The organism is Pectobacterium carotovorum (assembly GCF_033898505.1).
GTDB classification, from domain to species: Bacteria; Pseudomonadota; Gammaproteobacteria; order Enterobacterales; family Enterobacteriaceae; genus Pectobacterium; species Pectobacterium carotovorum_J.
In genome coordinates this window covers 441,277-462,906 of the sequence record NZ_JAXAFK010000003.1, presented here as the reverse complement: position 1 = coordinate 462,906, position 21,630 = coordinate 441,277, and the positions used below count along the sequence as shown (strand labels likewise).

The window sequence follows — 21,630 nt, the reverse complement described above, 5'->3', positions numbered from 1 at the left end:
TTTTCTCCTTTACCCCAAATCGCCGAAACGTACCTGTAAGGCGGTCATGGCGGTGAGTGCAGTGGTTTCTGTGCGCAAGACGCGTGGCCCCAACAGGATATCAGTGAATCCGTGTTCTGAGGTCATGGTAATTTCATCGGCGGTGAGGCCGCCTTCCGGGCCGATCAGCAGCCTGACCCGTTCTACGGGCAGCGGCAGCGTATTGATGCTTTGTGTGGCGCGCGGGTGCAGATTCAATTTCAACGCATCGTCTTGTTCCGCACACCAGACTCCCAGCGTCATTGCTGGCCGCACCAGCGGCACACAGTTGCGGCCGGACTGTTCGCAGGCGGCAACCGCAATCTTCTGCCACTGGCTAATTTTTTTCTCCATACGCTCGGCATCCAGTTTTACGCCACAGCGTTCAGAAAGCAGCGGGGTAATCACATTGACGCCCAGTTCGATGGATTTCTGGATAGTAAACTCCATCTTTTCGCCGCGCGACATCACCTGTCCCAGATGTAAATGTAGGGGCGATTCTTTATTTTCCAACTTACCTGCTGTGAAGCGAACGCGCACACTCTTTTTGCTGGCCGCGATGATTTCCGCATCAAAGACATGATTGCTGCCATCAAACAACTGCAATGCCTGTCCCGTATTCATGCGTAACACGCGACCAACGTGATTGGCGGCATCGTCGCTCAGTTCGGCTTCACCGCCGTGTAGGGGGAGCGTCTCGGGATGAAAAATGCGTGGTACTCGCATGCGGATTCAGACCTTTGAATAAAAGAGAAGCGAATGAACGCCAGAAATAGGCAAAACCACCGTCATCTGACGGCGGTTTTGCTGGAAACAGATTCGCTATAGTAGGTAGACGAACTAGCGCTGGCAAGCCTGTTGAACGTAGGGATTCGGGTTTCCCTGTTTTGCGGCGATGCGCTGATTGCGGGTACATTCCCACTGTGTGACCGGGTACTGCTTATCCCAGGCTTCGAACAGCTGAGTTTGCTGACTGGACAAGCGTAACTGATAGCGATCGCGCATGTAGAAATAGGTACGGGCGATCTGGCCGCGAGCGCGAGCAGGTGGCTCTGCCAGATTGTTTTTAAAATCGATCTTCATCTCGCATTGGCCGTACTGGGATGTACCACCGTTCCACTGCCCATACATCGCATTGCCGCGATCGCCGTTGACCTCGCCGATAGCCGGTTGCAGGTTATGCAAATCGGTTTCCATCTCACGGTAGACGGGGTCGCTGCTACAGTTCTTTCTTCCGCCATCCTGCCAGCACTGGCGCTGGTGGCCGAACTGCCAGGCCGGTACAACGTGTTCCCATTCGATACGGCTGGCACGCTGTTCATTTTTTCTGACCTGATAGCCGCAGGATTCAAGGTCGGGGGTGCCTTTCTTGCCTTGCCATGTAATTTTGCAGCCGCAGTAAAACGAACCCGGCGCATCCCGGTTGATTTCGACTGCGGCGGCTTTTGCCTGCGAAAAATTATTGATGTTCTGACCTAACGCGGTGGCCGAAAACAGCGCCGCGCCAACGGCGGAGATAGCGAGAATTTTGCGTAGCATATTCCAAATAATCCACAGGCTGTAAAGTTGGCAGACTACCGGATGTCTCGTCGGCAGGCAAATGCAAAAGCAGTTTTTAAAACTGGAAATTCCCTTTTAAATAGAACTTTTTACATCATGACGTAAGGTTTTCCCGCAACGACGGCAGCGATATTCTGTTTCGCCGCGCAGCACCCGATTGTGTCGGCGGATCGTCAGTTCATGCCGTTGGCAATCGCACAGGTACGTGAAGGTTTTCCCCTGCACGGACTGCACTGCAAACCGATGCGTGCGTTTTGCCGGAACACGCAGGACGTTTTCCATCATCCAGCGCCACTCTTTGCCATGTGGTGCGACACGGCCAAAACGCGCGTAGACCAGCAGATGGGCCAGTTCATGAGGCACCACCTCATCGATAAAGGCCTGCTGATTTTCCTGCAACAAGACGGGATTCAGCCGAATCTCCCAGTGTTGCAGCCAGGCCGTTCCTGCCGTAGCACCACGCTGCTGGTAGTTTACCGTTGGCTCAGTGTAGTCAGTTTGCAAAGTGAGGTTGGCCTGCTGCAATTTATCACGCAGACAGCGCATCACAGCCTGATGGCTGGCAATGGGGATTCGGGGTGTGTTCATATTCGGTGAGGATAAAGTGAGTAGCAGGGAGACGCAATAGGTGACGCGGAGGGAAATGCAGGGGACATCAAAATGAAAAACGGCGAACTCTCATTCGCCGTTTTATACCCGTCATACCTCAGGCTTACATGTGCAGATTACAGACCAGCGGCCTCGCGCAGCTGTGCGGCTTTGTCCGTTTTTTCCCACGGGAAATGTTCGCGGCCAAAGTGACCATAGGCTGCCGTTTCCTGATAAATCGGGTGCAGCAGGTCCAGCATCTGAATTAAGCCGTAAGGACGCAGATCGAAGAATTCGCGTACCAGCAGCGTCAGTTGCTCGGTAGACACTTTCTCTGTGCCGAAGGTTTCGATCATGATAGAGGTCGGTTCTGCTACGCCGATAGCGTAGGACACCTGAATTTCGCAGCGATCGGCCAGGCCTGCCGCGACGATATTCTTGGCAACATAGCGCGCGGCATAGGCTGCAGAACGGTCTACTTTAGATGGATCCTTACCGGAGAATGCACCGCCGCCGTGACGCGCCGCGCCACCGTAGGTATCAACGATGATTTTACGACCGGTCAGGCCGCAGTCACCCATTGGGCCGCCGATAACAAAGCGTCCGGTTGGGTTGATGAAATATTTGGTATTGGCAGACAGCCATTCGGCAGGCAGAACCGGTTTGATGATCTCTTCCATCACCGCTTCATGCAGATCTTTCTGGCTGATGTCTTCTGAATGCTGGGTAGACAGTACCACGGCATCGATGCCGGCAATCTTGCCATCGTCGTACAGGAACGTAACCTGGCTTTTAGCATCCGGGCGCAGCCACGGCAGAATGCCACTCTTACGCACTTCTGACTGACGTTGAACCAGACGGTGCGCGTAAGTCACGGGGGCTGGCATCAGCACGTCGGTTTCATTGGTCGCGTAGCCGAACATCAACCCCTGATCGCCTGCGCCTTGCTCCAGCGGATCGCTGCGGTCAACGCCCTGATTGATGTCAGGAGACTGCTTACCAATCGCACTCAGTACGGCGCAAGAGTTAGCATCAAAGCCCATTTCGGAATTGACATAACCGATATCACGCACGGTACGACGGGTAATTTCTTCAATATCGACCCAGGCGCTGGTGGTGATTTCGCCACCAACTAACACCATTCCGGTCTTTACATAAGTCTCACAAGCGACACGCGCTTTTGGGTCTTGCTCCAGAATGGCGTCGAGAACCGCATCAGAAATCTGGTCAGCAATTTTATCAGGATGTCCTTCAGAGACTGACTCGGACGTAAAAAGGTGTTTAGCCATGAGTTTCTTTACCTTCAAATCAAAGCCGTTAAGCAGTGTATCAGTTAATCGGTATAGACGGATTAACATCTGGATGGCTATTCTAGGTCACCTTTTAGTCTCAGTGCCAGTAGTTTTTCGCATTAGCATGCCATCGTCCTTTTATCATCGGCCGTTTTTTCTTTTACAAGAGATGGCTAGCGACAATTTTCATTTTGCTTTTCCAGTAGCATGTAGGTATAAACGGCGAGCGGTGATGCAATCCGCGATATCTTGAATTTCTTATTGAGAGCTGACCGCATAACCTGCGGCGCACGTGGAGGTGGTAGGATTAATGATCCGTTGTTTACTGAGTATATTGCTTTCGCAATATGTCCCTTTTGACGCTACCGCGTCCGCGACTCAACCCTTCTTTTCCGTTTCCCGATGTAGCCTGTCTTTAAATTCGACACAGGACTCCAGGGCTGGTTAATCCGCCTGTTATTCTTTCTGCCAGAAGCGTTTAACGCCTTTCTGGTCACGTTCGCCCGGTGATTTTCACAACGAGTTTTATCGACCCGTAACACGGAGCCTGACAACGTGTTTTACACTAATAAGAGTAATAAAGTGACGGCATACTTCACTACGCCGGTTTTTTCACTGTCGACGCCGCATGTTGCAGGTATGCTCATGTGGGCGGTTTATTCAGGTACTGATGTGATCAGCAGTTTAGAAAAAGAAGAGGTTCGTTATGTCTGACGACATGATTCATCACGGCTCGTCAGCGACGGGTAAACATGAAAATTTGCGCTCTATGCAGGAGGTTGCCATGAATGACCGTAATGCCAGCGAAATGCTTCGTACCTACAATATTGCCTGGTGGGGCAATAATTACTATGACGTCAATGAGCTCGGCCACATTAGCGTGTGTCCGGATCCTGACGTACCAGAAGCTCGCGTCGATCTGGCCAGATTGGTCAAAGATATGCAGAAAGACCACCATCAGCGCCTGCCTGCGCTGTTCTGCTTTCCGCAAATCCTGCAGCATCGCCTGCGTTCAATTAACGCTGCGTTTAAACAGGCTCGCGAATCCTTTGGCTATGAAGGCGGCTATTTCCTGGTTTACCCCATTAAGGTCAACCAGCACCGCCGCGTCATTGAGTCACTGGCGAATTCCGGTGAACCGCTAGGTCTGGAAGCTGGCTCAAAAGCTGAGCTGATGGCGGTACTGGGCCACGCCGGCATGACGCGCACGGTGATTGTATGTAACGGCTATAAAGACCGTGAATACATCCGTCTGGCTCTCATCGGCGAAAAGCTGGGCCATAAGGTGTATCTGGTCATCGAGAAGATGTCCGAGATTCGTCTGGTGCTGGAAGAGGCCGAGCGTTTGAACGTGGTGCCGCGTCTTGGCGTCCGCGCTCGTCTGGCTTCCCAGGGCTCGGGCAAGTGGCAATCCAGCGGCGGCGAAAAATCCAAATTTGGTCTGGCGGCGATTCAGGTCCTGCAACTGGTTGAGATGCTGCGTGAAGCGGGGCGGTTGGATAGCCTGCAACTGCTGCATTTCCATCTGGGATCGCAGCTGGCGAATATCCGTGATATCGCGACGGGCGTACGTGAATCCGCGCGTTTCTATGTCGAGCTGCATAAGCTGGGCGTGAATATCCAGTGTTTTGACGTCGGTGGCGGTTTGGGCGTGGACTATGAAGGCACGCGCTCTCAGTCCGATTGTTCAGTGAACTATGGCCTGAATGAATACGCCAACAACGTGATTTGGGGCATCGGCGATGCCTGTAACGAACACGGGCTGCCGCATCCGACGGTGATCACCGAATCCGGTCGTGCGGTAACCGCGCACCATACCGTACTGGTTTCCAATATTATCGGGGTGGAACGCAACGAATTCAGCGAACCTACCGAGCCGGAAGAAGATGCGCCGCGCGCGCTGGAGAGCCTGTGGTCGACCTGGAAGGAAATCAAGCAGCCAGGAAAGCGCCGTTCGCTACGTGAGTGGCTGCATGACAGCCAGATGGATTTGCACGATGTGCATACCCAGTACACGCACGGCATGTTGGATCTGACACAGCGTGCGAAAGCAGAGCAGCTTTATCTGAGCATCTGTAAGCTGATTCAGGAGCAGTTGGATCCGAGTAACCGTGCGCACCGGCCGGTGATTGATGAGTTACAGGAGCGGATGGCGGATAAGCTGTATGTCAACTTCTCGCTGTTCCAATCCATGCCGGACGCATGGGGTATCGATCAACTGTTCCCGGTACTGCCGCTGGAAGGGCTGGATAAGCAGCCTGAACGCCGTGCAGTGCTGCTGGACATCACCTGTGATTCCGACGGTACGATCGATCATTATGTCGATGGCGACGGCATTGCGACCACGATGCCAATGCCGCCTTACGATCCAGAAAATCCGCCGCTGCTGGGCTTCTTTATGGTTGGTGCCTATCAGGAAATTCTGGGGAACATGCATAACCTGTTCGGCGATACATCGACCGTTGACGTGTTTGTCTTCCAAGACGGCACCGTTGAGATTGAAGAATCCGACGAAGGTAATACGGTTGCCGACATGCTGGAATATGTGCAGCTTGACCCTGAAGTGCTGATGACCCGTTTCCGCGATCAGGTTAAAGAAACCGATCTGGATGCTGAACTTCAGGCGCAGTTCATGGAAGAGTTTGAGTCTGGGCTGTACGGCTATACTTATTTGGAAGACGAAGAATAAGTGTGACTGACGAAGTAAAAGGGGATGCGAGCGCGGATCCCCTTTTTTTCGGCTATCGATCAGATAAGCGAATTACTTATATTGATATCGGTTGCTGGTTTGGGAAGGGAATCAAATTCTTCAATGACGCTGTCTTTGAAGATAATCTTAGCAATTAGCAGTAAAGAGTTTTTATCCTGAACGCCATATTTATTCAGTAATCGTGATTTGCTGTTCAGTACTGATTTCTTATTTAATCCGATGATATCGGCAATCGCTTCCGCCGTGTAGCCTGCACACCAGTGTTGGAATACGGCATATTCAGACTTTGACAACCTGACGGGACTGAATAAACGGCGATCGTGAAGGTGGACGAAATCGAGTAATTTATAAAAAGAATCGATGGCAGCTGACTTTGAAATAAGAATCGTTTTTTCGTCAATACACACGGGAGGGTGATTGGGGGAATTATTGATGATAACGAATGACGACGCCATATTATAAAAGTGAGTTCTTATCGACTCATAGTATTCCTCAAAGCCTTCACTGCTACCGTCAATGATGAAAATACATTTTTTCTTGCCTTGCTGCAGCGTAAACCTGTTGACGGGCTTTATCGAGAGCATAGGGATACTGGATAGGATTTCCCGTAATCCTACCGTGGTAAAATTGCATTTACTGAAAATTCTCACATCCATGATTTTTAACACATATGAGTTTATTGTCTGAAGGTGGCCACAAACCAATAATTGCCGCTGATGTTATCCAGTTATTAAGAAATCGCGATCCTGAAATGCTGTTAAATCGCTAAAAGGTGGAGCCTCTAGAGAAACCTGCGGAAGAGACAACAGGGTTTATCATATATCTATATGATCGAACTGGAAAAAATTTTATTGGTTTAACATAGTATGCTTGATTTACTGTTTTATTTCTATCTTTAAATACAGGGGGTTACCCCAAGATTCTTGCTGATTGAGACGTTGGTCTCTGGACTAATCGTGGTTGCCTGTTTGTCGGTATGTCGCCGCATTCGTGGATTACTGCTTTTCCGCGTCTGGAAATCCACTGAGTATCGTTTCTTAAAAAGAGAACGAAAAATTAGTGCGATTGAAAATAGCTATCTATTTATTATCGATTAATTCTTAAATCCTATCATCATGACGATGGTGAGATTAAAGATGGCAATTGCATGACAGCTTACAGCGAATACGACGGGGATGATAGTGGTCGGATGACTAGCGGGCAATTGAGATTTTTTCAATTGCCCGCGGTGTGTCTGCTTTGTGAGTTATCAGAACGCGAGGTTACTTCTCGGCAGCAATGCGCTCACGGATGTGTTTGGCGCGCCCTTCAGATGAAGGGTGGGAATCAAACATGCTGCTCTCATGGCCCGCATCAAGTTTGGCGAGTTTCTCAAAGCTGCTTGCCAGACCTTCCCGATTGATGCCGCGTTTCTTCAGCAAATCAAAGGAGTAATCATCGGCCTGCGTTTCCTGCGTTTGAGAGAACTGGGAATTAACCAGTTTTTCGCCCAGATCGGCTAACTGAGATTCTGACAAGGACTGCGCGACACCACCCGCGGAGGCGATAGCAGTACGAGCAGCAGTCGCAGCATAGGCCACCTGCATCGCTTTACGCGTGTGCCCCAGCGCAACGTGGCCCATTTCGTGGCCGAGAACGCCTTCCACTTCATTGTCGTTCATCATGTCCATCAGGCCGCTGTACACCCGGATACAGCCGTTAGCCATTGCCCAGGCGTTAACGTCTTTTGTCAGATAAACCTTGTAGTTGGCTGGTGTACCGTTGATGTCATGACCCAGTGCATCTGCAATTTTATTCAGGCGCTGTGTGTACTTGCTGTCGGCAGGGGCAATTTTTGCCTCTTTATCCATTTGCTCACAGGACTGATTGCTGAGTGATTTAACATCAGCATCGCTGAGCGTTGCCGCCTGAAACGCCTGAGCACCGGATTGCATTAAGGTATTAGTGTTTAAGTTCTGGCAACCGGTCAGCAACGTTGCGACACACAGCGCCAGCACAGAAGAACGAATTACCATAAAAATCATCTCCCTACGATTGTGTTTGTTTTTAGTACGAAAGAAAATCGGCTATAAACTACCCGAAAACGACATTGAGAAATAGATCGGAAAATCTGATTTGTATTTTTACGGTAGCCCGTAGGCGATGTATTTTGTTTCTGGGGCGTTCCGAAAAGGTGCGTCGAATAAAGGTAAACCCACTAGAAAACATCGCGTATAGCGCTGTAATCAACTGCACAATTGGTAAAAGAACTGCCATTGATTCGTCAGCCGATAAATCCCTGTTTTTTGCTCACGGTTCCATGTGCATTCGCTACATTTTTCATGTACATTTGTAATCATATTTATTTTGTCATTCTTGTTTAACTTATTGATTTTTATTTGTTTTACAGGAAGGGCAGTCGTTCAATCCGATCTGGAGTCAAGCATGTCCTCTCGTAAAGAACTTGCCAATGCTATCCGCGCGCTGAGCATGGATGGGGTGCAGAAAGCCAAATCCGGTCACCCGGGCGCACCGATGGGCATGGCCGATATCGCCGAAGTGCTGTGGCGCGATTACCTCAACCATAATCCGGCCAACCCCAACTGGGCCAACCGCGACCGCTTCGTGCTGTCCAATGGCCACGCGTCCATGCTGATTTACAGCCTGCTGCATCTCTCCGGCTACGACCTGCCGATTGAAGAACTGAAGAACTTCCGCCAGCTGCACTCCAAAACTCCGGGTCACCCGGAATACGGCTACACTGCCGGCGTCGAAACCACCACCGGCCCGCTGGGTCAGGGGATTGCCAACGCGGTCGGTATGGCGATTGCCGAGCGCACGCTGGCGGCCCAGTTCAACCGTCCGGGCCACGAGATTGTCGACCATCACACCTACGCCTTCCTGGGCGACGGCTGCATGATGGAAGGGATTTCCCACGAAGTCTGCTCGCTGGCCGGCACCATGAAGCTCGGCAAACTGACCGCGTTTTATGATGACAACGGCATCTCCATCGACGGCCACGTTGAAGGCTGGTTTACCGACGATACCGCGGCCCGCTTTGAAGCCTACGGCTGGCACGTCGTGCGCGGCGTGGACGGCCACGATGCAGACGCCATCAAACGCGCCATCGGCGAAGCTCAGCTGGTGACCGACAAGCCATCGCTGCTGATGTGCAAAACCGTGATTGGCTTCGGTTCACCGAACAAGGCCGGTACGCACGACTCCCACGGCGCGCCGCTGGGCGATGCAGAAGTAGCGGCCTCCCGCGAACAGCTGGGCTGGGCGTATGCACCGTTTGAGATCCCGGCTGACATTTATGCGGCCTGGGATGCCAAACCGGCCGGTCAGCGTAAGGAAGCGGCCTGGGACGAGGCGTTTGCCGCCTACGCCAGCGCGTACCCGGAACTGGCTGCCGAGTTCAAACGCCGCACCGGCGGTGAACTGCCGGCCAACTGGCAGGCGGACGCACAGAAATTTATCGACGATTTGCAGGCCAATCCGGCGAAAATCGCCAGCCGCAAAGCCTCACAGAACGCGCTGGAAGCCTACGGCAAGCTGCTGCCAGAATTCCTGGGCGGCTCTGCCGACCTGGCACCGAGTAACCTGACCATCTGGTCCGGCTCGGTATCGCTGGATAAAGACCACGCGGGCAACTACATCCACTACGGCGTGCGCGAATTCGGCATGACGGCGATTGCCAACGGGATTGCGCTGCACGGTGGCTTTGTGCCGTACACCGCGACCTTCCTGATGTTCGTGGAATACGCGCGTAACGCCGTGCGTATGGCCGCGCTGATGAAAATCCGCAGCATCTACGTTTACACCCACGACTCCATCGGTCTGGGCGAAGACGGCCCGACGCACCAGCCGGTTGAACAGCTGGCCAGCCTGCGCGTGACGCCGAACATGAGCAACTGGCGTCCGGCAGACCAGGTGGAAACGGCGGTGGCGTGGAAATACGCCATTGAGCGTCAGGATGGCCCGACGTCGCTGATCCTGTCCCGTCAGAATCTGGCACAGCAGTCACGTACCGCCGAGCAGCTGGCGAACGTGGCGAAAGGCGGCTACGTGCTGAAAGACAGCGACGGCCAGCCTGAGCTGATCCTGATTGCCACCGGTTCTGAAGTCGAACTGGCTGTCGGGGCGTATGACAAGCTGACTGCCGCAGGCCGCAAGGTACGCGTGGTGTCGATGCCGTCTACGGATGCGTTTGACAAGCAGGATGCGGCCTACCGTGAAGCGGTGCTGCCGAAAGCAGTATCGGCGCGCGTGGCGATTGAAGCGGGTATCGCGGACTACTGGTTCAAGTATGTTGGCCTGAACGGCGCAATTGTCGGCATGACGAGCTTCGGCGAATCGGCTCCGGCTGAACTGCTGTTCGAAGAATTCGGCTTTACGGTCGATAACGTGGTCGAAAAAGCGCAGGCATTGCTGAAGTAATCACGCCGCGTTAACCCCGATATGAGAAGCCGTCAGCTAACGCTGGCGGCTTTTTTTCATCTTGAATTTAACTTCCCTCTTGATGCGCGTTGTCTGCTCCCCAGACACCGTTTTTTCATTTTTATGACGCAGGTCACTCTTCTGGCGTGTGCCAGACGAGAATATTTCTTTTATGCGTTAATTCGTTTATTCTAGCTGAAGCGTTTCAGTTGTGGTGCTGACGGCGTTTAGCCAGGGGTTCTCTGGTGTCTAAGAAGGGTATATCCTATGCGCTGGGTAACCCTGCCATGACACAAGGAACCACAAAGAACGCCATGACGATCCGTATTGCGATAAACGGTTTTGGCCGCATCGGCCGCAGTGTTTTACGTGCGTTGTATGAATCAGGCCGCCGAGCTGAGATTGCCGTTGTGGCGATTAACGAGCTGGCGAGCGCGGAAGGCATGGCGCATTTGCTCAAGTATGATTCCAGCCACGGCCGTTTTTCGTGGGATGTGCGTCAGGAGTGCGATCAGCTTTATATTGGCGATGACTGTATTCGCCTGTTGCATCAGGTAGAAATTCAGCAGTTGCCCTGGCGAGAACTCGGTGTCGATATCGTGCTGGATTGCAGCGGTGTCTACGGCAGCCGGGAAGATGGGGAAGCCCATCTGGCGGCAGGCGCAAAGAAAGTGCTGTTTTCTCATCCGGGAACGACGGATCTGGATGCCACGGTAGTGTTTGGCGTCAATCACCATCAGTTGGAGCATGGGCATCGTATTGTTTCCAATGCGTCCTGTACGACCAACTGCATTATCCCGGTGATCAAACTGCTGGATGATGCCTTCGGCATCGAAAATGGTACGGTGACGACGATTCACTCATCAATGAACGATCAGCCGGTGATCGATGCTTATCATCACGATCTGCGGCGTACACGAGCCGCCAGCCAGTCGATCATTCCGGTAGATACCAAACTGTCGGCGGGGATCACCCGTATTTTTCCACAGTTTGTCGATCGTTTTGAGGCGATCTCGGTGCGGGTGCCGACGATTAACGTCACGGCAATTGACCTGAGTGTTAGCGTCAGGAAAGCCGTAAACGTGAATGAAATTAATGCACTATTGCAAAAATCAGCGCATGAGTCGTTTCGTGGTATAGTTGATTATACTGAATTGCCATTAGTGTCAGCTGATTTTAACCACGATCCGCACAGTGCCATTGTTGACGGCACGCAGACACGGGTCAGTGGTCAGCATCTGATTAAAACATTGGTCTGGTGCGATAACGAATGGGGCTTTGCCAACCGGATGTTGGACACAACACGGGCGATGGCAGCCTGCGGTTTCTAGTACGACGGTGGCGATCAGGGGTCGCTATCTCGCTCAAGCAACTTTAAAAGAGAATCAACAAGAGGATTCACCATGTCTGTAATTAAGATGACCGATCTGGATCTGGCTGGTAAACGTGTTCTTATTCGTGCGGATCTGAACGTACCAGTAAAAGAAGGGAAAGTGACGTCTGATGCGCGCATCCGTGCCTCTCTGCCGACCATCGAAATCGCTCTGAAACAAGGCGCTCGCGTTATGGTCACTTCCCACCTGGGACGTCCGACCGAAGGCGAATACAACGAAGAATTTTCTCTGCTGCCTGTTGTTGACTACCTGAAAGAGAAACTGTCTTCTCCTGTACGTCTGGCGAAAGACTATCTTGATGGTGTTGATGTCGCCGAAGGCGAGCTGGTTGTACTGGAAAACGTTCGCTTTAACAAAGGCGAGAAGAAAGACGACGAAGTCCTGTCCAAGAAATACGCGGCGCTGTGCGATGTGTTCGTGATGGACGCATTCGGTACTGCACACCGTGCGCAGGCTTCCACTCACGGCGTGGGTAAATTTGCGCCTATCGCCTGTGCGGGCCCGCTGCTGTCTGGTGAGTTGGAAGCGCTGGGTAAAGCATTGAGCGAACCAGCACGTCCGATGGTCGCTATTGTCGGTGGTTCTAAAGTCTCCACCAAGCTGACCGTGCTGGATTCCCTGTCTAAAATCGCCGATCAGCTGATCGTCGGTGGCGGTATCGCTAACACCTTCGTTGCTGCACAAGGCCACAACGTGGGTAAATCCCTGTACGAAGCTGACCTGATTCCTGAAGCGAAAAAGCTGTTGGAAACCTGTGATATTCCTGTACCGAGCGATGTGCGTGTTGCGTCAGAATTTTCTGAAACTGCAGCCGCAACGCTGAAGTCTGTTACAGCAATCAAAGACGAAGAGCAGATTCTGGATCTGGGTGATGTTTCCGCTGAGCGTTTGGCTGAAATTCTGAAGAATGCCAAGACCATCCTGTGGAATGGCCCGGTTGGCGTCTTCGAATTCCCGAACTTCCGTAAAGGAACCGAGACCATTGCCCGTGCGATCGCAGATAGCGAAGCATTCTCTATCGCAGGCGGCGGCGATACGCTGGCTGCGATCGATCTGTTTGGTATTGCTGACAAAATCTCCTACATTTCTACCGGTGGTGGTGCATTCCTGGAGTTCGTTGAAGGGAAAAAACTGCCAGCAGTGGTTATGCTGGAAGAACGCGCCAAGCAGTAATTTAAGGTAAGGGCTGCTTTTTCCCTTTCCTGTGGTTGTCTCGGCATGCCGTTATGCCATAGCGTGTCGAGACAGCCTGTCGATTTAACATCGATCTCTCTAACCCCTCCACGGCCAACGAAACGGGACACGTAACATGTCTAAAATTTTTGATTTCGTAAAACCCGGTGTCATCACTGGTGATGACGTTCAGAAAGTTTTCGCAGTAGCAAAAGAAAACCAATTCGCTTTGCCAGCAGTGAACTGTGTCGGTACCGACTCAATCAATGCTGTTCTGGAAGCCGCAGCCAAAGTACGCGCGCCGGTCATCGTTCAGTTCTCTAACGGCGGTGCAGCATTCATCGCGGGTAAAGGTCTGAAAGCAGAAGGCCAGCAGGCGGCAATTTTGGGGGCGATTTCTGGCGCTCATCATGTTCACCAAATGGCTGAGCATTATGGTGTTCCGGTCATTCTGCACACTGACCACTGTGCCAAGAAACTGCTGCCGTGGATCGATGGCCTGCTGGACGCGGGTGAAAAACACTTCGCGGCTACTGGCAAACCTCTGTTCTCTTCTCACATGATCGATCTGTCTGAAGAGTCTCTGGAAGAGAACATCGAAATCTGTTCTAAGTATCTGGCGCGTATGGCCAAAATCGATATGACCCTGGAAATCGAACTGGGTTGTACCGGTGGTGAAGAAGACGGCGTGGATAACAGCCACATGGACGCTTCTGCTCTGTACACTCAGCCAGAAGACGTTGACTACGCGTACACCAAACTGAACGCGATCAGCCCACGTTTCACCATCGCTGCCTCTTTCGGTAACGTACACGGCGTCTACAAGCCAGGTAACGTGAAGCTGACTCCAACCATCCTGCGTGATTCTCAGGAATATGTTTCCAAGAAACATAACCTGCCGCACAACAGCCTGGACTTCGTGTTCCACGGTGGTTCTGGTTCAAGCGCGCAGGAAATCAAAGATTCCGTTAGCTACGGCGTGGTGAAAATGAACATCGATACCGACACCCAGTGGGCAACGTGGGAAGGTATCCTGAAGTACTACAAAGATAACGAAGCTTATCTGCAAGGCCAATTGGGTAACCCGAAAGGCGAAGACCAGCCAAACAAGAAATACTATGACCCGCGTGTGTGGCTGCGTGCCGCTCAGGCAAGCATGGTGACGCGTCTGGAACAAGCCTTCAAAGAGCTTAACGCTGTTGATGTGCTGTAAGACAGACGACGTAAACATGATTTGATGCTAAGGCTCCTACGGGAGCCTTAATTTTTGGTGGTAATGTTGCGCTTTAAGTGATGGGCGTTATGCTTTCCCAGTGATTAAAAAACAGGAGCTTTCAAATGGAAGAACTTAATACGAGTCTGGATCAGGCGGGGAACTGGTTGGTGACGCATCAGAACTTGTTTTTGCAGTATGCCGTGAATATTGTCGCCGCATTAGTGATCCTCATCGTTGGTCTGGTGATCGCTCGGATCGTTTCCGGCACTATCAATAAATTGATGATTAGCCGGTCTATCGATTCTACCGTGGCTGATTTCCTCTCTGCGCTGGTGCGCTATGGCATTATCGCGTTCACGCTGATTGCAGTATTGAGTCGGGTTGGCGTGCAGACGGCATCGGTCATTGCCGTGCTGGGTGCGGCAGGCTTGGCTGTTGGTCTGGCATTGCAGGGGTCGTTAGCCAACTTTGCTGCGGGTGTCTTGCTGGTGATTTTCCGACCTTTCCGTACCGGCGAATGGGTGGACTTAGGCGGCGTGTCTGGCTCGGTCACACAGGTGCAGATCTTCTCGACGACGCTGCGTACCTCTGACGGCAAAATTATCGTGGTGCCGAATGGCAAAATCATTGCTGGTAACATCATCAACAGTTCACGTGAGCCAGATCGCCGTACCGAAATTATTGTCGGTGTGGCTTATGATGCCGATATCGACGTGGTGAAAAAGCTGCTGGGCGATATTGTCGCGGCGGATGAACGTATCCAGCACGACAAGGGCGTCACGATCCGCCTGAATGAAATGGCAGCGTCATCACTGAATTTTGTGGTGTGGGTGTGGACAACCAACGGCAACGCGCAGGCGGTGTATTGGGATCTGCTGGAAAGCTTTAAACGCGTGCTGGATGAGCACCGTATTGGCATTCCTTATCCGCAAATGGACGTGCACCTGCATAACGTACCATCTGTAGACGTACAACCCGTAGCGAAACAGCCAGAATAAACTCGCTGATATAAGCACCCAAATAGGCACCATGTCCTGACATTGGCATGGTGCATCATCAGAAATCGCCTTCTCATTCAACCTCGCTTTTACCCGCCTTCAGCACATTAGCTTAGCTAATGTAGCGTTAGAATATTCAATTTCACTTATTTAATCGGCTTCCATAAACTCCTCCGCGATAACAACAAACGGGGTAGGAGAGAAGTATGTGGGCGGTGTATTTGCAGGGCGTTCTGTTGGGGGCGGCGATGATTTTGCCTTTGGGGCCGCAGAATGCGTTTGTGATGAATCAGGGAATTCGCCGGCAGTACCACCTGATGGTGGCGCTGTTATGTGCTTTGAGCGATATGGTGTTGATTACCGCCGGTATTTTTGGCGGCAGCGCACTGCTTAGTCAGTCTTCGCTATTGCTGGCAGCAGTAACCTGGGGCGGTGTTGCGTTCCTGCTCTGGTTCGGCTGGGGAGCGATGAAAACGGCCTTCAGCAAAAATATTATGCTCGCCAGCGCCGAGGTGATGAAACAAAGCCGTTGGCGCATTATTGCTACCATGCTGGCCGTGACCTGGTTGAATCCGCACGTCTATCTGGACACCTTTGTGGTGCTGGGGAGTCTAGGGAGCCAGTTTGCGGATGATGCCCGGAGCTGGTTTGCGCTGGGGACGATGACCGCGTCTTTCACCTGGTTCTTTGCGCTGGCGCTCTTGGCTGCCTGGCTGGCACCGTGGCTGAATACGCCTCGGGTACAGCGGGTCATCAACTTTTTTGTCGGCGTGGTGATGTGGGGCATTGCCTTACAGCTGGCGCGGCACGGCTGGCAATAATGGTTGGAAATAAATGACATCACCTTACGCTACGTTTCAGAAATTCACCTATATTGTGTGGAGTCGGTAATACGTTATGTTATCTGGTAAAAGATACCCTTCTTGTATCTTTCATTCTGGAACGTACTGTGCCGAAGCAGGAAAAATCTGCTGGACCACATGCGTGACGAAACATAAGTAAGGAGAGAGTGTGAAGCGAGGTATGATGAAGCTAAATGCACTGGCGCTGGCCGCTGCGGTAGGATTGGGCGGTATGTCGATGGCCGCTCAGGCTGCGGAACTGCCGGATGGTCCGCATATCGTGACGTCAGGGACATCCAGCGTAGATGCGACGCCGGATATCGCACGTCTGGCGATCGAAGTCAGCGTGTCATCGAAGGATGCGGCGGAAGCGAAAAAGCAGGTTGATGCCCGTGTTGCACAATATTTTGATTTTCTGGGTAAAAATGGCATTGAGAAAAAAGATATTAATGCCGCCAATTTACGCACACAGCCAGAATATGACTATCTGAAAACGGGCGGTTCAGTGCTGAAAGGCTATCGTGCCGTGCGTCAGGTGGAAGTGACGCTGCGCCAGTTAGACAAACTGAATGAACTGCTGGATGGGGCGTTGAAATCGGGGCTGAATGAGATTCGCACGGTAGAATTAGGCGTTGCCAATCCAGAAGCCTATCGTGATGAAGCGCGCAAGAAAGCTATTGAGCAGGCGACAAGTCAGGCTGCCGCGCTGGCGCAGGGCTTTAACGCCAAGCTGGGGCCGATTTATAGCGTTCGCTACCACGTTGCCAATTATCAGCCGATGCCAATGGCGCGGATGTTTAAAACGGCAGACGCGGCGGTGCAAAGCGAAGCGGCGCAAACTTATGAACAACAAACCATTCACTTTGACGATCAGGTGGATGTCGTGTTTGAGCTACAGCGTACGCCGTAGCGAAAACCTTAAGCCATTGTGGTGTAAACCGTGATGAGAACAACAGGCCTGCTTAGTCAGGCCTGTTGTTTTTTATCATGACTTCAGTCTCATCTTCTCAGTACGTTATGACTGCCGCAGTACCTGATGACCGTGCGAGAGCAGGGCGTCCGTCACTTTTCTCATCATCCGGCTTTCCGGCGCGAAGCGGTGCCAGTAGAGCATCCGACGCTGAAACAGCCCCGGCGTCAGATCGACTAACTCGTTATTGGCCAATTCTTTCTCGATTTGCAGATGTGGGATCATGCAGCAGGTCGTGCCTTGTCGAGCCAGTTGTACAAAGGCTTCCGACGAATTCACGATGTGGCAGGGAACGCTGCCCGGCGATAAATCAAAGTTTTGCTGTAAAAAAGCCTGATGCATATCATCCAGATGGTCGAAGGCGACCGCAGGTGCGCGCAGCAGCGCCGAACGCGTCACGCCATTGGGAAAATAGCGGGCGGCAAAGGTCGGAGAGGCCACAAACAGATAATCCAGTGCGCCCAGTTTATCCACCAGACAGCTCGGCAGCGGCTGTGACTGAATACTCACTGCACCCACCACTTCACCCCGGCGCAGCCTTTCCTGCGTGCGCGTTTCATCTTCTACCTGCAAGTTAAGGCGAATCGGTGAATCGACCAGCACTGGCTGTAATGCGGGCAGCAGCCAGGTTGCCAGACTGTCGGCGTTCACCGCCAGCGACAGCAGCAGCGGGATATCGCTATTGGTTTCATTTCCCAGCCACTCTTCTTCCAGCAGCTCAACCTGATGCAGCAGCGCCAGTAGCTTCTGCCCTTGTTCCGTCGGGCGGGGGGGAATGGTTCTGACTAATAGCGGCTGGCCGAACAGGTTTTCCAGCTGTTTGATTCGCTGCGAAACGGCAGATTGGGTAATACACAATTTTTGGGCGGCGCGCTCAAAACCACGCTCGCGGATGACGGCATCCAGAGCCTGAAGCGTTCGATAGTCCGGGCGTTTCATGAAAGTCAAAATCCTCTGAATGAGTCTGTTTTTTTTCACTATGCCACATTTTGCTGATTTGCCATGCAGAAATCTTATTTTGGCTGTTGTGCGCAATCACGATTCAGCAGGGTAGGTGTGAAATGGGGCGCATGAAATAATGCATCGGCGGTGAAGTGAATTTGCACGCTTTCTACAACGAGCATGTTCTATAATACGCACACGTTTTCGTATATCGATTCTACAGGCCAGAAGCAGATTATGACGCAAGATGAACTGAAAAAAGCAGTGGGATGGGCAGCGCTCGACTACGTCCGCCCGGACACCATTGTGGGAGTAGGAACCGGATCGACGGCAGCGCACTTTATTGATGCGCTGGGTTCGATAAAACATCAAATCAAAGGCGCGGTTTCCAGCTCGGATGCCTCAACGGAAAAGCTGAAAAGTCTGGGTATCCCCGTTTTTGACGCCAATGAGGTAGATTCGCTGGATGTTTATGTCGATGGTGCGGATGAGATCAACGGCCACATGCAGATGATTAAAGGCGGTGGTGCGGCGCTGACCCGCGAGAAAATCATTTCGGCACTGTCGCGCCAGTTCATTTGCATTGTTGATGCATCCAAGCAGGTTGATGTACTGGGTAAATTCCCGCTGCCAGTTGAAGTGATTCCGATGGCGCGGTCTTACGTGGCTCGCGAACTGGCGAAGCTGGGCGGGCAGCCGGTCTACCGTCAGGGCGTCGTGACGGATAACGGCAACGTCATTCTGGATGTGCACAACCTGAATATCATGGATGCGGTCGCAGTAGAAAACCACATCAACGGTATCCCCGGCGTGGTGACCGTTGGGCTGTTCGCTAACCGCGGCGCGGATGTCGCATTAGTCGGCACGGCTGATGGGGTAAAAACCGTCGTCAAATGAGTACGAGATCGTTCTGACGTGGTGAACGTCCACGTCAGAAATTTTTTAGCTAAAAAAATCTATTTAGTTAACGGCTCATTTTTGGTACTTAATATCACATTTTCTTATTTTATTTATCGTCGATATGGCGATGCACATCTTTGGCAATATTTTTTGCCATAAATCAGGCGCGCCTCTCTGTGGCGTGATTCGGGCGAAGCAATCGTTTGTATTGCTGACTGCGTAATTTTTGTTATGTTGGCAGAGGCTATTTAGCACTCTGTCACATTTGAAGTCTGAAAATAAGGTCGGGAAATGGCAAAGGTATCACTGGAAAAAGACAAGATTAAGTTTCTGTTAGTGGAAGGCGTGCACCAGAGCGCGCTGGATAACCTGCGTGCAGCCGGTTACACCAACATTGAGTTCCATAAGGGCGCGCTGGATCCTGAGGAGTTGAAAGCTTCCATCCGCGATGCGCACTTTGTGGGTATTCGCTCGCGTACCCATCTGACAGAAGAGATTTTTGCTGCTGCGGAAAAACTGATCGCAGTAGGGTGTTTCTGTATCGGGACTAATCAGGTTGATCTGTCGGCCGCGACCAAACGCGGTATCCCAGTATTTAACGCACCGTTTTCCAATACCCGATCCGTGGCAGAAATGGTGATCGGCGAAATGCTGCTGATGCTGCGCGGTATCCCGGCGGCGAACGCGAAAGCGCACCGTGGTATCTGGCACAAACTGGCTGTCGGCTCGTTTGAAGCGCGCGGCAAAAAGCTGGGGATCATCGGCTACGGTCATATCGGTACTCAGTTGGGTATTCTGGCTGAAAGCTTGGGCATGCACGTTTACTTCTATGATATCGAAAGTAAATTACCGCTGGGTAATGCTCAGCAGGTGCGCCACCTGTCCGACCTGCTGAATATGAGCGACGTCGTGAGCCTGCACGTGCCGGAAAATGACAGCACGCAGAATATGATGGGTGCAGAAGAGCTGGCGCTGATGAAGCCGGGTTCCATCCTGATTAACGCTGCTCGTGGTACGGTAGTTGATATTCCTGCTCTGTGCGAAGTGCTGAGCAGCAAGCATCTGTCTGGTGCGGCCATTGACGTGTTCCCACAGGAACCTGCGACCAACAGCGATCCATTCCTGTCGCCGCTGTGCGAGTTTGACAACGTGCTGCTAACGCCGCATATCGGTGGTTCTACGCAGGAAGCGCAGGAAAACATCGGTGATGAAGTGGCCGGAAAACTGGCGAAATATTCAGACAACGGGTCTACGCTGTCTGCGGTGAATTTCCCGGAAGTGTCGCTGCCTGTTCATGGCGCACGCGCCAGCCGCCTGCTGCACATCCATGAAAATCGTCCTGGCATTATTACCAAAATTAACCAGATCTTTGCTGAGCAGGGCATTAACATTGCCGCGCAGTATCTGCAAACGACACCTGAAATTGGTTATGTGGTCATTGATGTCGAAACCGACGGCGCGCAAACGGCGCTGCAACTGATGAAGGCGATTCCAGGTACTATTCGTGCCCGTCTGCTGTTCTGATGTGTGATTGAGCCGTGAGTTATTAATCAGCCCCGTAAGGGGCTGATTGCGTTATTACAGCGCGATAACGATCTTGCCGCGCATATGCCCTTCCAGCACTTTATCGTGAGCCTGCTTCAGCGTGTCTACCGTTAATCCTTGCAGCGTTTCGCTGGCGGTTCCCTGAAGTTTTCCTGCATCCACCAGCTGTGCGACTTCGTGCAAAATATTCCCCTGTTCGGCGATATCCGGCGTGGTGAACATGCTGCGGGTAAACATTAATTCCCAGTGCAGCGCTGCGCTCTTGAGTTTCAACGCCGTTTGGTCGAGCGGGTTTTTGTTTTCTACGATGGTGCAAATGTGGCCCATTGGTGCGATCAGTTTGCTGATGGCATCCCAGTGCCCGTCCGTATCGTTCAGGCAGAAAATGTAATCGACCTGTTTGATCCCTTCTTTTGCCAGAGACTCGACCAGATTGCGGTAATCTACGACCTTATGTGCACCGCGTTGGCGGCACCACTCTGCCGAGTCAGGCTGCGACGCGGTAGTGATGATGTTCACTGAACTGCGCAGTGCTGCCAGAGAAATCGCAAGGGATCCTACGCCGCCCGCGCCACCGATAATCAACAGCGTTTTCTCGCTGTCGGCCTGCTGTATTTTCAGGTGTTCGAACAATCCTTCCCATGCGGTCAGTGCCGTGAGCGGCAGTGCGGCTGCGGCTGCCCAGTCCAGAGACACAGGCTTACGCGCAACGATACGTGAATCAATCAGCTGATGAGTGGTGTTGCTGCCGGGACGGGTGATGTCGCCGGCGTACCAGACTTCATCGCCTACCTGAAGGTCGCTCACGGCGCTGCCGGTTTTCAGCACGATGCCGCTGGCATCCCAGCCGAGAATTCGGGGCTGCTGTAATCCATTCTGACGTAACCCAGCATGGACTTTGGTATCTACGGGATTGACGGAAATGGCTTTTACGCCGACCAACAGATCGTATTCGCCGGGTTCAGGAATGTCCTGAGTGATGGCAATGAAGTTTTCTGGCTGTTGTGGATCAACGGCTATCGCATGAGCGGTCATGGTCTGTTCCTCAGTATTTTCAGAATGC

At 52.2% G+C, this 21,630-nt stretch carries 18 protein-coding genes; 10 read left to right on the top strand and 8 right to left on the bottom strand.

Annotated elements, in window-relative coordinates; genetic code table 11:
• Positions 1-9: 9 nt before the first annotated feature.
• From rsmE to metK, 4 genes are all read right to left on the bottom strand, one after another.
• Positions 10-744 carry a 16S rRNA (uracil(1498)-N(3))-methyltransferase gene (gene rsmE, locus R9X49_RS16730; RefSeq protein ID WP_319849465.1) on the bottom strand — a complete coding sequence of 245 codons (735 nt, stop codon included), beginning with the start codon at positions 742-744 and terminating at the stop codon, positions 10-12.
• Between the two features lie 114 nt (positions 745-858).
• Positions 859-1,557, bottom strand: a complete 699-nt coding sequence (gene endA / locus R9X49_RS16725; RefSeq protein WP_271874810.1) for a deoxyribonuclease I — start codon at positions 1,555-1,557, stop codon at positions 859-861.
• A gap of 96 nt (positions 1,558-1,653) precedes the next feature.
• The gene (locus R9X49_RS16720; RefSeq protein ID WP_319849463.1) at positions 1,654-2,166 is read right to left on the bottom strand and encodes a SprT family zinc-dependent metalloprotease; all 513 of its coding nucleotides are present in this window, start codon (positions 2,164-2,166) and stop codon (positions 1,654-1,656) included.
• Positions 2,167-2,303: 137 nt separating this feature from the next.
• Positions 2,304-3,455, bottom strand: a complete 1,152-nt coding sequence (metK, locus tag R9X49_RS16715; protein WP_319849462.1) for a methionine adenosyltransferase — start codon at positions 3,453-3,455, stop codon at positions 2,304-2,306.
• Positions 3,456-4,164: 709 nt separating this feature from the next.
• On the opposite strand from metK, the gene speA reads away from it, so the two are divergent.
• Entirely contained in the window at positions 4,165-6,147 is a 1,983-nt protein-coding gene (speA, locus tag R9X49_RS16710; RefSeq protein WP_319849461.1) for a biosynthetic arginine decarboxylase, read from the top strand.
• Positions 6,148-6,206: 59 nt separating this feature from the next.
• Here the strand turns inward: speA and R9X49_RS16705 are convergent, their stop codons facing one another.
• Both R9X49_RS16705 and R9X49_RS16700 read right to left on the bottom strand, forming a co-directional pair.
• Positions 6,207-6,752, bottom strand: a complete 546-nt coding sequence (locus tag R9X49_RS16705) for a helix-turn-helix transcriptional regulator (RefSeq protein WP_319849570.1) — start codon at positions 6,750-6,752, stop codon at positions 6,207-6,209.
• Positions 6,753-7,430: 678 nt separating this feature from the next.
• A complete protein-coding gene (locus tag R9X49_RS16700) occupies positions 7,431-8,183 on the bottom strand; it encodes a M48 family metallopeptidase (RefSeq protein WP_319849459.1) in 753 nt (250 codons plus the stop codon).
• A 409-nt stretch (positions 8,184-8,592) separates the two neighbouring features.
• On the opposite strand from R9X49_RS16700, the gene tkt reads away from it, so the two are divergent.
• The 7 genes from tkt (at position 8,593) to R9X49_RS16665 (ending at position 17,120) form a co-directional block, all read left to right on the top strand.
• Entirely contained in the window at positions 8,593-10,587 is a 1,995-nt protein-coding gene (gene tkt / locus R9X49_RS16695; RefSeq protein WP_319849458.1) for a transketolase, read from the top strand.
• A gap of 314 nt (positions 10,588-10,901) precedes the next feature.
• On the top strand, positions 10,902-11,918 hold the full coding sequence (gene epd / locus R9X49_RS16690; RefSeq protein ID WP_319849568.1) for an erythrose-4-phosphate dehydrogenase: 1,017 nt from the start codon (positions 10,902-10,904) through the stop codon (positions 11,916-11,918).
• Between the two features lie 72 nt (positions 11,919-11,990).
• Entirely contained in the window at positions 11,991-13,154 is a 1,164-nt protein-coding gene (pgk, locus tag R9X49_RS16685) for a phosphoglycerate kinase (protein WP_319849456.1), read from the top strand.
• Positions 13,155-13,290: 136 nt separating this feature from the next.
• A complete protein-coding gene (gene fbaA / locus R9X49_RS16680; protein WP_319849455.1) occupies positions 13,291-14,367 on the top strand; it encodes a class II fructose-bisphosphate aldolase in 1,077 nt (358 codons plus the stop codon).
• A gap of 125 nt (positions 14,368-14,492) precedes the next feature.
• The gene (mscS, locus tag R9X49_RS16675) at positions 14,493-15,368 is read left to right on the top strand and encodes a small-conductance mechanosensitive channel MscS (protein WP_319849454.1); all 876 of its coding nucleotides are present in this window, start codon (positions 14,493-14,495) and stop codon (positions 15,366-15,368) included.
• A gap of 206 nt (positions 15,369-15,574) precedes the next feature.
• Positions 15,575-16,189 (top strand): arginine exporter ArgO, encoded by a 615-nt coding sequence (gene argO / locus R9X49_RS16670; RefSeq protein WP_319849453.1) that lies wholly within the window; start codon positions 15,575-15,577, stop codon positions 16,187-16,189.
• A gap of 205 nt (positions 16,190-16,394) precedes the next feature.
• On the top strand, positions 16,395-17,120 hold the full coding sequence (locus R9X49_RS16665; protein ID WP_319849566.1) for an oxidative stress defense protein: 726 nt from the start codon (positions 16,395-16,397) through the stop codon (positions 17,118-17,120).
• A 105-nt stretch (positions 17,121-17,225) separates the two neighbouring features.
• Here R9X49_RS16665 and R9X49_RS16660 read toward each other — a convergent pair whose 3' ends face one another.
• Positions 17,226-18,119 carry a LysR family transcriptional regulator ArgP gene (locus tag R9X49_RS16660; RefSeq protein ID WP_319849452.1) on the bottom strand — a complete coding sequence of 298 codons (894 nt, stop codon included), beginning with the start codon at positions 18,117-18,119 and terminating at the stop codon, positions 17,226-17,228.
• Positions 18,120-18,359: 240 nt separating this feature from the next.
• Between R9X49_RS16660 and rpiA the strand changes: the two genes are divergently transcribed.
• Positions 18,360-19,019 (top strand): ribose-5-phosphate isomerase RpiA, encoded by a 660-nt coding sequence (gene rpiA / locus R9X49_RS16655; RefSeq protein ID WP_263058102.1) that lies wholly within the window; start codon positions 18,360-18,362, stop codon positions 19,017-19,019.
• A 294-nt stretch (positions 19,020-19,313) separates the two neighbouring features.
• Entirely contained in the window at positions 19,314-20,546 is a 1,233-nt protein-coding gene (gene serA, locus R9X49_RS16650) for a phosphoglycerate dehydrogenase (protein ID WP_319849450.1), read from the top strand.
• 54 nt (positions 20,547-20,600) lie between these two features.
• On the opposite strand, the gene R9X49_RS16645 is transcribed toward serA, so the two are convergent.
• Positions 20,601-21,602, bottom strand: coding sequence for a zinc-binding alcohol dehydrogenase family protein (locus tag R9X49_RS16645; protein ID WP_319849449.1), 1,002 nt, complete (start codon positions 21,600-21,602; stop codon positions 20,601-20,603).
• Positions 21,603-21,630 lie beyond the last annotated feature (28 nt).

Coding starts and splice junctions, on each gene's coding strand:
- rsmE (WP_319849465.1), bottom strand. CDS start 744: ATGCGAGTACCACGCATTTTTCATCCCGAGACGCTCCCCCTACACGGC.
- endA (WP_271874810.1), bottom strand. CDS start 1,557: ATGCTACGCAAAATTCTCGCTATCTCCGCCGTTGGCGCGGCGCTGTTT.
- R9X49_RS16720 (WP_319849463.1), bottom strand. CDS start 2,166: ATGAACACACCCCGAATCCCCATTGCCAGCCATCAGGCTGTGATGCGC.
- metK (WP_319849462.1), bottom strand. CDS start 3,455: ATGGCTAAACACCTTTTTACGTCCGAGTCAGTCTCTGAAGGACATCCT.
- speA (WP_319849461.1), top strand. CDS start 4,165: ATGTCTGACGACATGATTCATCACGGCTCGTCAGCGACGGGTAAACAT.
- R9X49_RS16705 (WP_319849570.1), bottom strand. CDS start 6,752: ATGCTCTCGATAAAGCCCGTCAACAGGTTTACGCTGCAGCAAGGCAAG.
- R9X49_RS16700 (WP_319849459.1), bottom strand. CDS start 8,183: ATGGTAATTCGTTCTTCTGTGCTGGCGCTGTGTGTCGCAACGTTGCTG.
- tkt (WP_319849458.1), top strand. CDS start 8,593: ATGTCCTCTCGTAAAGAACTTGCCAATGCTATCCGCGCGCTGAGCATG.
- epd (WP_319849568.1), top strand. CDS start 10,902: ATGACGATCCGTATTGCGATAAACGGTTTTGGCCGCATCGGCCGCAGT.
- pgk (WP_319849456.1), top strand. CDS start 11,991: ATGTCTGTAATTAAGATGACCGATCTGGATCTGGCTGGTAAACGTGTT.
- fbaA (WP_319849455.1), top strand. CDS start 13,291: ATGTCTAAAATTTTTGATTTCGTAAAACCCGGTGTCATCACTGGTGAT.
- mscS (WP_319849454.1), top strand. CDS start 14,493: ATGGAAGAACTTAATACGAGTCTGGATCAGGCGGGGAACTGGTTGGTG.
- argO (WP_319849453.1), top strand. CDS start 15,575: ATGTGGGCGGTGTATTTGCAGGGCGTTCTGTTGGGGGCGGCGATGATT.
- R9X49_RS16665 (WP_319849566.1), top strand. CDS start 16,395: ATGAAGCTAAATGCACTGGCGCTGGCCGCTGCGGTAGGATTGGGCGGT.
- R9X49_RS16660 (WP_319849452.1), bottom strand. CDS start 18,119: ATGAAACGCCCGGACTATCGAACGCTTCAGGCTCTGGATGCCGTCATC.
- rpiA (WP_263058102.1), top strand. CDS start 18,360: ATGACGCAAGATGAACTGAAAAAAGCAGTGGGATGGGCAGCGCTCGAC.
- serA (WP_319849450.1), top strand. CDS start 19,314: ATGGCAAAGGTATCACTGGAAAAAGACAAGATTAAGTTTCTGTTAGTG.
- R9X49_RS16645 (WP_319849449.1), bottom strand. CDS start 21,602: ATGACCGCTCATGCGATAGCCGTTGATCCACAACAGCCAGAAAACTTC.